A 12,152-nucleotide genomic window follows, 5' to 3' on the forward strand; every position below is an offset into this window, starting at 1 on the left:
TATGAGGAATGAAAATATTCTTTAAATATGTAGAAGACGCAGTCGTTGTATATGAGTCTTTATGCGCGAAGCGAAGCGCTTTATCATATGGTTCACAGTGCTTGAAGTTGGTGAATAATCAGCTTTTAGTTATTGATGAGACATACAATCGAGAGGCCATTTTACAAGACATGGTGATACCGGTATTAACCCACGTAATTTTAAAAAAGAAAGAAAAAAAGATGATGGTAAACATATTAAAAGAACAATTTTTCTATTCAGAAGAGGAAGAACAAGATTTGCTGCTTCAAATTATGGGGGGGATTATGGAAGGAGAGAGAGGAGAAATTCCGCAAAAAACATTTTCTTTTCCAAGAGAATTACTTATCCGCCAGGCTCTTCAAGACTTCTTCATTCATAATGTAACATTCACCTTTGAGTCTTTTCTCCAATTCCGTTTAAAAGAATATCAAGAGCGGCTGCGCTATTATGCCGAGCTGGCGATTGATGAATATAAGCTTGAACAAGACTATCAAATTCTTATTCATCAGCTGCGCCAAGTAGCTAATGAAAGACAATCATCTACAGGTAACGTGTATGTAATGCACTTGAATAAAAACAAGTTTGTATTGTACGACCACAACAGTAGATATATTCCTGAACGTGAATGTGCAGCTCTAGCAGAGGCCTTTTTATCTGAACAAGAATCATTATACATAGACTCGACTATTATCGCGCCTTTGCTGAGTTTATCTCCAGCTGCTATTCATCTGTATAGTGACCAGCATGATCATGATTTTGTTTATACCATTCAAAATATCTTCCAAGAAAAAGTTATGTTATACGAAAAAAATGAATTTCCGTTTGATCAAAAGCAAAATATAACGTGAAAGGTTGATTTCTATTTTGAAAATGAATATAATAAATGCATATTGAAAAACAGCTATATGTTACAAGTTATGATGAGGACATGAGTGTATATTTACGGTTTGTAGAGAGGGAGATCCAGGCTGAAAATCTCCTAACACGGAATATATTCTTACCACCTCTAAACTTCAGTAGTAAACGAGCAGAGCCTCTAGTAATTACTGACGGAATTTCCGTTATAAAACCTCGAGCCGCTTCGGGTTTTTTGGGTTATCCAAGATACGAAGAGGAAACAAGGGTGGTACCGCGTGTATACACAACTCGTCCCTTTTGATAAGGGACGAGTTTTTTGTTTTTACAAAAAGTTTATTCAGTTATGTTAAAGGAGTGGAAAGTTGTGTCAGAAGTAATCAAAATGACATTCCCTGATGGAGCTGTTAAAGAGTATCCAAAAGGATCATCAACAGAAGATATTGCGGCTTCTATTAGCCCGGGATTAAAGAAGAAAGCATTAGCAGGCAAAGTAAACGGCGAGCTGCTGGATTTACGTACGCCAATCGAACAAGATGGCAGTCTTGAAATCATTACGCAAGATGCTCCTGAAGCGCTTGAAATTATGCGTCACAGTACAGCGCATTTAATGGCTCAAGCAATCAAACGTTTATACAAAGATGTAAAAGTACAGTTAGGTGTAGGGCCGGTCATTGAAAACGGTTTTTACTATGACATCGATATGGAAGAATCGATTACTCCTGAAGATTTAGGTAAAATTGAAAAAGAAATGAAAAAAATCGTTAATTCAAATATTGAAATTGAACGAAAAGAAGTTTCTCGTGAAGAAGCCATTCAACTTTTTAAAGAAGTTGGCGATGAACTAAAGCTTGAATTGATCGATGCGATTCCAGCAGGTGAAAAGGTTACGATTTACCAGCAAGGCGAATTCTTTGACCTTTGTCGAGGCGTACACGTGCCGTCAACAGGCAAAATTAAAGAATTTAAACTATTAAGCGTGGCGGGTGCTTATTGGCGCGGAGACAGCGATAATCAAATGCTGCAGCGTATTTACGGTACAGCATTCTTTACAAAAGCAGATTTAGACGAGCATCTTCGTCTTCTTGAAGAAGCAAAAGAACGTGATCACCGTAAACTTGGTAAAGAGCTAAACTTATTTACAAATTCTCAAAAAGTAGGACAAGGTCTGCCTTTATGGCTTCCAAAAGGTGCGACGATCCGCCGTATTATCGAGCGTTATATCGTAGATAAAGAAGTAAGCCTTGGTTATCAGCACGTTTACACTCCGGTGCTTGGAAGTGTAGAACTTTACAAAACGTCTGGTCACTGGGAGCACTACCAAGATGACATGTTCCCTGCAATGGAAATGGATAACGAAGACCTGGTGCTTCGTCCGATGAACTGTCCTCATCACATGATGGTTTACAAACAAGGTATTCACAGTTATCGTGAGCTTCCAATCCGTATTGCTGAGCTTGGAACGATGCACCGCTACGAAATGTCAGGAGCATTATCAGGACTTCAGCGTGTTCGAGGCATGACGCTGAATGATGCGCATATCTTTGTACGCCCGGATCAAATCAAAGAAGAATTTATTCGTGTGGTTCGCTTAGTTGAAGCGGTTTATAAAGATTTTGGATTTGAAAATTATTCATTCCGTCTATCTTACCGTGACCCTGAAGATACAGAAAAATACTTTGATGATGATGCAATGTGGGAAAAAGCACAAAGCATGTTAAAAGACGCAATGGATGAGCTTGACCTTGATTATTATGAAGCTGAAGGCGAAGCGGCATTCTACGGTCCAAAACTAGATGTTCAAGTTAAAACGGCTCTTGGTAAAGAAGAGACGCTATCTACGGTTCAACTGGATTTCTTACTTCCTGAACGCTTTGATTTAACGTATGTAGGGGAAGACGGAAAACAGCATCGACCGGTTGTTATTCACCGCGGCGTGGTGTCAACAATGGAACGTTTTGTAGCTTTCTTAATCGAAGAATACAAAGGAGCTTTCCCAACGTGGTTAGCACCTGTACAAGTTCAAGTGATTCCGGTATCACCTACGGTTCACCTTGAGTATGCAAAAGAAGTGCAAGAACAGCTTCAGCTTGCCGGTATTCGTGTGGAACTTGATTCTCGCGATGAGAAAATTGGCTATAAAATCCGTGAGGCTCAAATGCAAAAAATTCCTTATATGCTTGTTGTAGGGGATAAAGAAGTAGAGGATAAAGCAGTAAACGTACGTAAATATGGTGAGCAGAATTCAGAAACAGTGGATTTCCAAGCCTTTTTACAAAATGTAAAAGCAGAAGCATCTCGTTAATGAAAAAAGCAGAGAATTGAAGTTCTCTGCTTTTTTATCTAACATTTATAAAAAACTGTTGCATAAATGGTTTTCCTTTGATACAATAATTTTTGTTGTGAAAAAAGAACGAAATCATTGACTTTTGTCTTTGTTGATACTATAATAGCTTAAGTAATTGAATACTTGTTTATACAGAAGAAGAAGCACCCGCTTCTCACCTGAGTGACGCATAAAGCAGTTAGCAGGTACATCGTATCTTAATTAAAACGATAGAAGTGTGGGTGCAGTATGTACTCACACTTTTTTGTGTGAGTTAATAATCGGTCTAAGCAAGCGTATTCGCTCATTAAACCTTGGAGGTGGCTACTTATTAGCAAGGACATGATGGTAAACGAGGGCATTCGAGCTCGCGAAGTTCGTCTAATTGATCAAAACGGTGAACAATTAGGAATTAAATCAAAAAATGAAGCATTAGAAATTGCTTCACGAGTAAATCTTGACTTAGTAATGGTTGCTGCAAATGCGAAACCGCCGGTATGTCGTATTATGGACTACGGTAAATTCCGCTATGAGCAACAACGTAAAGAAAGAGAAGCTCGTAAAAACCAAAAAGTTGTAAACTTAAAAGAAGTTCGTTTAAGTCCAACAATTGATGAACATGATTTTAACACTAAACTTCGTAACGCACGCAAGTTCCTTGAAAAAGGTGACAAAGTGAAAGCGTCTATTCGCTTTAAAGGTCGTGCCATTACTCATAAAGGGATTGGCCAAAAAGTACTTGAACGTTTTTCACAAGCTTGCGAAGATGTAAGTTCAGTTGAATCGGCTCCTAAAATGGAAGGCCGCAGCATGTTCTTAGTCTTGGCACCTAAAAACGAAAAGTAATAGAACGAGGAGGAACACCCCATGCCAAAAATGAAAACACATCGTGGCGCTGCAAAGCGTTTCAAAAAGACTGGAAGCGGTAAATTAAAACGTGCTCGTGCTTACACAAGCCATTTATTCGCTAACAAATCTACAAAACAAAAGCGTAAATTACGTAAAGGTTCTTTAGTAAGCAAAGGTGACTTCAAACGTATCCGTCACTTATTAGATAACATTAAGTAATTTGGGTTGAGATAGAAACAATACAGGAGGTAAACAATTATGCCACGCGTAAAAGGCGGTACAGTAACACGCAAACGTCGTAAAAAAGTTTTAAAATTAGCTAAAGGTTTCTTCGGTTCGAAGCATAGATTATATAAAGTTGCTAATCAGCAAGTTATGAAATCTCACATGTATGCTTATCGTGACCGTCGTCAGAAAAAACGTGACTTCCGTAAATTATGGATCACACGTATTAATGCAGCTGCTCGTATGAACGGTCTTTCTTACAGCCGTTTAATGCACGGTTTAAAATTAGCAGGTATTGAAGTTAACCGCAAAATGCTTGCTGACTTAGCTGTAGCTGATGAAAAAGCATTTGCTGAATTAGCAACTGCTGCTAAAAAAGGCTTAGATAAGTAATGAATATAAAGTCTCGTCATCTTTGGATGATGAGGCTTTTTTGCTATCGGAGGACATATCATGAATGAACTGCTGCTTACCTATTTTATTATTATTAATATCGTAGGGGTAGGAATGATGTATAGAGACAAACAAAAAGCGAAAAGACATGAGTGGAGAATTGCCGAAAGCACACTGTGGACGGTAGCTGCTGTCGGAGGAGCCATTGGAGGACTGATTGGTATGTATTGCTATCGTCATAAAACGAAGCACACATCGTTTAAAGTAGGTTTTCCTATTCTTGCTGCTCTTGACTTACTTTTCTTTTTTGTTATCAGCTGAGCACAAATGATTTTGTGCTCAGTGTAAAAATTCTCGAACGGGGCTTTTCCAGCGAATAGGAGCATTTGGATACATGTCGTGTACGTGGCTTTCCAGCAGCTTGAAATCTTGTTTTTGCAGTTCATGTAATCGAGATGGATCTGTTAACACCATTGTAATTGACAAAGATTCTGGTTCATTGGGATTGCTGTATTTTTCTCCTTCAAATAAAATACCTTTATACGTTAGTAGAAAATTTTTGCGGATATTCGTTTTTTCGTCAACGACAAAAAATTGCTGATGTTCCTGAGCTGCTACAAGCTTCCGCTTTGGACTGCGAAAATGCTGAACCAGCTTTAATAGCGTGTAAGCAACAAGCGCGAAAATGAACACGCGAACGATAACAATAACAAACATAACGCTCCCTCCTTTACAAGGCACAGTTTTCTTACTTTACGTTCGAGTTTCTAAAAAGTTTCATGATTTTTGATATAATTTCTTTATTGGTTTAAAAAGAAGAAGATATACATAATTACAGGAGTGATTACATTGAATTTACAACAGCTATTTACCATGCAGCGCCAGCTGGATCAGCATATAGAGGACAAGCATGAGCTTCATAAGGAAAACTTGGTTCCGAGAAAGCTTTTAGCAATGCTTGTCGAAATCGGAGAGCTGGCAAACGAAACGCGCTGCTTCAAATTTTGGAGCGTCAAACCTCCCGCTGAAGACGCTGTTATTTTAGAAGAATTTGTGGACGGCGTACATTTTATCCTTTCTTTAGGTATTGAAAAAGGATACGATGATTTAACTGAGTTACCAAATGCAAAAGCAAGCGATTCAAAAACAGCACAATTTTTACAGGTATTTGCACAAGTTGCTGCTTTCGAGCAGGATCAGTCGAAAGAAAACTATGTGGACATGTTTGTATCTTACATGACGCTTGGCGATATGTTTGGTTTTTCCGCTGAACATATTGAAGAAGCATACATCTCAAAAAATGAAGTGAATTTTAAGCGTCAAGAACAAGGATACTAGAAATAAAGGGATGGGAAATTTTACTTCAACCTCTTTTTAGCTATAATAGAGGTATACATATGAAAGGGGTAATCCATATGACAAAGTTAGATGAAACATTGACAATGCTTAAAGCACTAACAGATGCAAAAGGAATTCCTGGAAATGAGCGTGAACCGCGTGAGGTTATGAAGAAATATATTGCACCTTATGCAGATGAAGTAACGACGGATGGTCTAGGCAGTTTGATTGCGAAAAAGGTGGGCAATGAACAAGGGCCTAAAATTATGGTAGCCGGTCATTTGGATGAAGTCGGTTTTATGGTGACTCAAATTGATGAACGCGGCTTTATTCGTTTTCAAACGGTAGGCGGATGGTGGTCTCAAGTTATGCTTGCTCAACGCGTAACCATCGTTACATCTAAAGGAGAGGTAACGGGGATTATTGGCTCAAAGCCTCCTCATATCCTGCCTCCAGAAGTTCGTAAAAAGCCAGTTGACATTAAAGATATGTTCATCGATATTGGTGCTTCTAGCAGAGAAGAAGTAGCGGAGTGGGGAGTGAAACCTGGTGATCAGGTTGTGCCTTATTTCGAATTTACGGTTATGAACAACGAAAAGATGCTGCTAGCGAAAGCCTGGGATAACCGTATTGGCTGTGCAATTGCTATCGATGTATTAAAAGCTTTAAAAAATGAAAAACATGAAAATGTTGTGTATGGTGTAGGAACGGTGCAAGAAGAAGTTGGACTCCGAGGTGCAAAAACATCCGCTAACTTTATTGAACCGGATATTGCATTTGCTGTTGATGTCGGTATCGCTGGAGATACACCTGGTGTTTCTGATAAAGAAGCATCTTCTAAAATGGGAGATGGTCCGCAAATCATTTTATATGATGCTTCCATGGTTTCTCATAAAGGACTTCGAGATACAGTGGTAGATGTGGCAGATGAATTAAATATTCCATATCAATTTGATGCAATCGCTGGAGGCGGTACGGACTCAGGTTCTATCCATATTTCAGCTAACGGGGTGCCAGCACTTTCAATTACGATCGCAACTCGTTATATCCATTCTCATGCAGCGATGCTTCATCGTGATGATTATGAAAATGCAGTCAAATTAATTGCTGAAGTAATTAAACGCTTAGACCGTGATACGGTTAACGCAATTACGTATAATTAAAAAAAGCTCATTCTCCTAGGAGAATGAGCTTTTTGCTGTACAGAGGAAAAGGCTATTTATTTTAAACCGTTTTCAAGCGTTGTCAGAATTTCTTCTTTTTCTGATTCTGGAGACTTTTCCCAAAGCACCTCAAATAAAACACCAAGTCCAGGGAGCATTTTTTCTTCGCCGCTTTGAATAGCGTCAGAAATTGTAGCTTCAAGCTCTTCTTTTGAGTTTCCTGAAACGTTTGCAATAACAGCATTTCGTAAATTAAGATCCATCATTTTCACCTCAGCTATCGTAAAGTTACCAATAGTTTTTGTTTTCTTTGCGATTTCTATGTACAATAAAGTGAAACTTATCTAATGATTATTGAGCAAAATGTAATCGAACTATTTATTTTTGTATAGATAAAGGAGTTATGTTTGTGAAACAAATTGATTCAGTTAAAAATCCGCAGGTAAAAGCGTGGAAAAAGCTGCATAATAAAAAAGACCGTGATAAGCAGGGCCTTTTTATGGTAGAAGGCTTTCATTTAGTCGAAGAGGCTATCAAAAATAAGGATTGCGTAAAGGAACTAATTATACGCGAATCGACCGAAGTGCCCGCACAGTGGAACATAGACGGTATCGAAATAACCGTTGTAAACGAAGCAATTAGTAAGTTATTATCTGACACAGAAACACCTCAAGGAATTATTGCCGTGTGTTTTCAAACAAAGCATGCGGAAATTATTCATACAGCGCAGAAAGTATTGCTTTTAGATGCGGTGCAAGATCCAGGTAACCTAGGCACCATTATCCGAACCGCTGATGCTGCCGGAGTGGAGGCTATTATTGTTGGAGAGGGCAGCGTGGATGTGTACAACCCAAAAGTCGTTCGTTCAACGCAAGGAGCGATTTTTCATCTTCCAATTGTAAAAGGTGATTTACTCGAAATAATTTCACTGTTAAAAGAAAGAGGAATAGCGATTTACGGTACGTCGCTACAAAATGGAAAGGTCTACACGCACATAAAACCTTCAAACGAATTTGCGCTGATTGTAGGAAATGAAGGAAACGGCGTAAGCGAGAAAGTGCTGGAACAAACGGATCAGAATCTGTACATTCCTATCTATGGAAAGAGCGAGTCGCTAAATGTTGCCATCGCTTCTGGAATCTTACTTTATTATTTACGCGGAATGTAGTTGCATCGAGAACGTGTTTTCACTATAATAATACAATAGTTACATATGTAAAAAACGATGAAAGAGAGCAGTAGCTTATGTCCGTTTATGCAGGGAGAAAATGCCGTGACTGAAAGCATTTTTATAAATGTAATAAGTGAATTCACCTCTTGAGTTGACACTTAGACCATCTTACCTAGATGTAAAGGTGTTCCGGAGATTCCGTTAACTTGAATGAAGTGAACTGTATACGTCTGCGTATATAGTTAACAAGGGTGGTAACGCGACTAATCCTCGTCCCTTTTTTGGGAGGAGGTTTTTTTATTTGTCATTTTTTACGTTAAAAGGAGGAATAAGTGATGAAAGAACGTTTACAAGAACTTCAACAAGAAGCAATTGCAAAAGTCGAAGCAGCAAGTGCTTTAAAAGAATTAAACGACGTACGCGTAGCTTATTTAGGAAAGAAAGGCCCTATCACAGAAGTACTTCGCGGTATGGGAAAACTTTCAGCTGAAGAGCGTCCTGTAATGGGAGCACTTGCAAATGAAGTGCGTGAAGCTATTGCATCTAAAATTGAAGAAAAACAAACGGCGTTAGAAGCAGCTGAGGTAGAGCGCAAACTTGCTTCAGAAACAATCGACGTAACGCTGCCAGGACGCCCTGTTAAAGCGGGTACGCATCACCCGCTAACAAGCGTGATTGAAGAAGTAGAAGATTTATTCTTAGGAATGGGCTATGAAGTAGCAGAAGGACCGGAAGTAGAGCAGGACTACTATAATTTCGAAGCGCTGAACTTGCCAAAAGGTCACCCAGCACGTGATATGCAAGATACGTTCTATATTACGGAAGAAACGCTTCTTCGCACGCATACATCAACTGTTCAAGCTCGTGTTATGAACAAGAATGAAGGCAAAGAACCTGTTAAAATTATTTGCCCGGGTAAAGTGTATCGCCGCGATGACGATGATGCTACGCATTCTCATCAATTCATGCAAATTGAAGGTCTTGTAGTAGACGAAAACATTCGTATGAGTGATTTAAAAGGCACGCTTGAAGTATTTGTGAAAAAGATGTTCGGTGCAGACCGTGAAATTCGTCTTCGTCCAAGTTTCTTCCCGTTCACTGAGCCGTCTGTAGAAGTAGACGTATCGTGTGCAAAATGTGGAGGTAAAGGATGTAATGTATGTAAACAAACAGGCTGGATTGAAATTTTAGGAGCCGGCATGGTTCATCCAAACGTTCTTGAAATGGCTGGATACGATTCAACTAAATATCGTGGTTTTGCTTTCGGAATCGGTGTAGAGCGTATTGCTATGTTAAAACACGGCGTGGATGATATTCGTCATTTCTATACAAATGATGTTCGTTTCTTAGATCAATTTAAACAAGTATAAAGGAGGGACTACGATGTTTGTATCTTATCGTTGGTTACAAGAGTATGTTGACTTATCAGGCGTAACGGCAGAAGAGTTAGCAGATAAAATCACAAAAAGTGGAATTGAAGTTGAAGGTGTAGAAAACTTAAATAAAGGCATCAGCGGAGTAGTAATTGGTCACGTTGTAGAACGTGAACAGCATCCAAATGCTGATAAATTAAGCCGCTGTCAAGTAGATCTTGGCGGAGGAGAAATCGTTCAAATCGTGTGCGGAGCACCGAACGTGGCACAAGGTCAAAAAGTAGCGGTTGCAAAAGTGGGAGCTGTACTTCCAGGTAACTTTAAAATCAAGCGTGCTAAGCTTCGCGGTGAAGAATCGAACGGTATGATTTGTTCTCTTCAAGAGCTTGGCATTGAAGGCAAGCTTGTGGCAAAAGATTATCAAGAAGGCATCTTCGTGTTCCCAAGCGATGCTGAAGTAGGAGCGGATGCACTAGATGCATTAAACTTAAACGATGAAGTATTAGAACTAGGGCTAACACCAAACCGTTCAGACTGCTTAAGTATGTTAGGTGTAGCGCATGAAGTGGCTGCTATTTTACGTCGTGAAGTGAAGTACCCGTCAGTAAACGTGCAAACGTCTGATGAGCAAGCAGCTGATTATATTTCCGTTAAAGTAGAGGCAAAAGAAGACAATCCCCTTTACGTAGCGCGCGTTGTGAAAAACGTAAAAATTGCTCCGTCACCATTATGGATGCAAACGCGTTTAATGGCAGCTGGTATTCGACCTCATAACAACGTTGTTGATATTACCAACTATATTTTGCTTGAATACGGCCAGCCGCTGCATGCTTTTGACTATGATCGTCTTGGTTCAAAGGAAATTGTTGTACGTCACGCGTCAGAAGGCGAGAAGTTTGTAACACTTGATGACCAAGAGCGCGTATTAAAAGGCAATCAGCTTGTCATTACAAACGGAAGTGAGCCGGTAGCTCTTGCAGGTGTAATGGGCGGAGCGAACTCCGAAGTAAAAGACGATACGGTAAATGTTCTCATTGAATCAGCTTACTTCAAAGGCTTAACGGTTCGCCAAGCTTCAAAAGACCACGGTCTTCGCAGTGAGGCAAGCGCTCGTTTTGAAAAAGGAATTGATCCTAACCGTACGCGTGTAGCTGCTGACCGCGCAGCAGAATTAATGGCTGAATACGCTTCAGGTGAAGTGGTAAGCGGTACTGTAGAAGTAGATACACTAACTGTGGAACCTGCTGTTGTAGCTGTGTCACTTGGACGTATTAACGATGTGCTTGGTACAGAGCTATCAATGGAAGAAGTACAAGACATTATGAACCGTCTTCAATTTGAAAACAAAGTGGAAGACGAAACCATTGTTGTAACAGTGCCAACTCGTCGAGGCGATATTACAATTGAAGAAGATATCGTCGAGGAAGTAGCGCGTATGTATGGCTATGACAACCTTCCTACAACACTTCCTGTAACAGTGGCAACTCCAGGGAAATTAACGGAGTATCAGCTTGGACGCCGTAAAGTTCGCCGTTTCTTAGAAGGTGCGGGACTAGCACAAACAACAACATATTCGTTAACGAGCGCTGAAAAAGCTACTCAGTTTGCACTAAATGCAACAAGTACAATTGGTTTAGCAATGCCGATGAGTGAAGATCGCAGCATCCTTCGTCAAAGCTTAGTGCCTCATTTGCTAGAAGCAGTGAAGCATAATAATGCTCGCCAATCGGATTCTATTGCACTATACGAAACAGGCTCAGTGTTCTTATCTAAAGGTGAAGGAGAATTACCGGATGAGCAGGAGCGCGTAGCTGGGGCAATCACGGGTCTATGGAATGCTCACGGCTGGCAAGGTGAAAAGAAAGTCGTTGATTTCTATGTGATTAAAGGTGTACTAGAAGGGTTATTTGCACAGCTTGGTTTAGAGAAACGAATCTCATATGCTCCTGTGAAAAAAGACGGTATGCACCCTGGACGTACAGCGGCTGTATGGTTAGATGAAAAAGAAATTGGATACGTAGGTCAAGTTCATCCTGTTGCTCAGAAACAGTATGGTCTTCGTGAAACATACGTATTTGAATTACACCTTCAAGAGCTATTAGCTGCAGATGTCGAAGAAGTTCGTTATTCAGCTATTCCAAGATTCCCATCTATTACACGTGATATTGCACTTGTTGTAGATAAAAACGTTCTTGCAGGAGAAGTTCAGCGCGTCATCTATACGACGGGCGGAGAACTTTTAAAAGACGTGACGGTATTTGATCTATATGAAGGAGAGCGTATGGAAGAAGGCAAGAAATCTGTAGCTTTCTCTTTACGTTACTTAGATCCTGAACGTACATTAACTGATGAAGAAGTAGCAAAAGCACATGGTGCAGTGTTAGAGGCTGTAGAAAAAGAATTTGGTGCAACGCTTCGTTCATAAGAATAAGAAAAGA

General features: G+C 39.8%; 13 protein-coding genes and 3 other annotated features. Of the genes, 11 read left to right on the forward strand and 2 right to left on the reverse strand.

Annotated elements, in window-relative coordinates; all coding sequences use genetic code 11:
• Positions 1-8 precede the first annotated feature (8 nt).
• From ytxC to MMB69_RS00765, 6 genes are all read left to right on the forward strand, one after another.
• Positions 9-869 (forward strand): sporulation protein YtxC, encoded by an 861-nt coding sequence (gene ytxC / locus MMB69_RS00740; protein ID WP_269871114.1) that lies wholly within the window; start codon positions 9-11, stop codon positions 867-869.
• Between the two features lie 60 nt (positions 870-929).
• Positions 930-1,178 (forward strand) — a binding site (T-box leader).
• A 44-nt stretch (positions 1,179-1,222) separates the two neighbouring features.
• Positions 1,223-3,181, forward strand: a complete 1,959-nt coding sequence (gene thrS, locus MMB69_RS00745) for a threonine--tRNA ligase (protein WP_205689533.1) — start codon at positions 1,223-1,225, stop codon at positions 3,179-3,181.
• Between the two features lie 171 nt (positions 3,182-3,352).
• Positions 3,353-3,475: a sequence feature (ribosomal protein L20 leader region), on the forward strand.
• Positions 3,476-3,544: 69 nt separating this feature from the next.
• Positions 3,545-4,048 (forward strand): translation initiation factor IF-3, encoded by a 504-nt coding sequence (infC, locus tag MMB69_RS00750; RefSeq protein WP_013059427.1) that lies wholly within the window; start codon positions 3,545-3,547, stop codon positions 4,046-4,048.
• Positions 4,049-4,069: 21 nt separating this feature from the next.
• The gene (gene rpmI / locus MMB69_RS00755; protein WP_013059426.1) at positions 4,070-4,270 is read left to right on the forward strand and encodes a 50S ribosomal protein L35; all 201 of its coding nucleotides are present in this window, start codon (positions 4,070-4,072) and stop codon (positions 4,268-4,270) included.
• Positions 4,271-4,309: 39 nt separating this feature from the next.
• A complete protein-coding gene (rplT, locus tag MMB69_RS00760; protein WP_013059425.1) occupies positions 4,310-4,669 on the forward strand; it encodes a 50S ribosomal protein L20 in 360 nt (119 codons plus the stop codon).
• Between the two features lie 60 nt (positions 4,670-4,729).
• Positions 4,730-4,990: a DUF1294 domain-containing protein gene (locus MMB69_RS00765; RefSeq protein ID WP_221784667.1), complete on the forward strand. Its 261-nt coding sequence runs from the start codon at positions 4,730-4,732 to the stop codon at positions 4,988-4,990.
• Between the two features lie 18 nt (positions 4,991-5,008).
• Here MMB69_RS00765 and MMB69_RS00770 read toward each other — a convergent pair whose 3' ends face one another.
• Positions 5,009-5,386 carry a hypothetical protein gene (locus MMB69_RS00770; protein ID WP_016765696.1) on the reverse strand — a complete coding sequence of 126 codons (378 nt, stop codon included), beginning with the start codon at positions 5,384-5,386 and terminating at the stop codon, positions 5,009-5,011.
• A gap of 132 nt (positions 5,387-5,518) precedes the next feature.
• Between MMB69_RS00770 and MMB69_RS00775 the strand changes: the two genes are divergently transcribed.
• Both MMB69_RS00775 and MMB69_RS00780 read left to right on the forward strand, forming a co-directional pair.
• On the forward strand, positions 5,519-6,007 hold the full coding sequence (locus MMB69_RS00775) for a dUTP diphosphatase (protein ID WP_221784666.1): 489 nt from the start codon (positions 5,519-5,521) through the stop codon (positions 6,005-6,007).
• 77 nt (positions 6,008-6,084) lie between these two features.
• The gene (locus MMB69_RS00780) at positions 6,085-7,170 is read left to right on the forward strand and encodes a M42 family metallopeptidase (RefSeq protein WP_264408609.1); all 1,086 of its coding nucleotides are present in this window, start codon (positions 6,085-6,087) and stop codon (positions 7,168-7,170) included.
• Positions 7,171-7,226: 56 nt separating this feature from the next.
• On the opposite strand, the gene sspI is transcribed toward MMB69_RS00780, so the two are convergent.
• A complete protein-coding gene (gene sspI / locus MMB69_RS00785; protein WP_013059420.1) occupies positions 7,227-7,433 on the reverse strand; it encodes a small acid-soluble spore protein SspI in 207 nt (68 codons plus the stop codon).
• 140 nt (positions 7,434-7,573) lie between these two features.
• Between sspI and MMB69_RS00790 the strand changes: the two genes are divergently transcribed.
• From MMB69_RS00790 to pheT, 3 genes are all read left to right on the forward strand, one after another.
• Positions 7,574-8,338, forward strand: coding sequence for a TrmH family RNA methyltransferase (locus tag MMB69_RS00790; RefSeq protein ID WP_221784664.1), 765 nt, complete (start codon positions 7,574-7,576; stop codon positions 8,336-8,338).
• A 48-nt stretch (positions 8,339-8,386) separates the two neighbouring features.
• Positions 8,387-8,622 (forward strand) — a binding site (T-box leader).
• Between the two features lie 54 nt (positions 8,623-8,676).
• A complete protein-coding gene (gene pheS, locus MMB69_RS00795) occupies positions 8,677-9,711 on the forward strand; it encodes a phenylalanine--tRNA ligase subunit alpha (RefSeq protein WP_277447021.1) in 1,035 nt (344 codons plus the stop codon).
• Between the two features lie 13 nt (positions 9,712-9,724).
• Positions 9,725-12,139 (forward strand): phenylalanine--tRNA ligase subunit beta, encoded by a 2,415-nt coding sequence (gene pheT / locus MMB69_RS00800; protein ID WP_277447022.1) that lies wholly within the window; start codon positions 9,725-9,727, stop codon positions 12,137-12,139.
• Positions 12,140-12,152 lie beyond the last annotated feature (13 nt).

This window comes from Priestia sp. P5, from assembly GCF_029522155.1.
Taxonomy (GTDB): Bacteria; Bacillota; Bacilli; order Bacillales; family Bacillaceae_H; genus Priestia; species Priestia megaterium_E.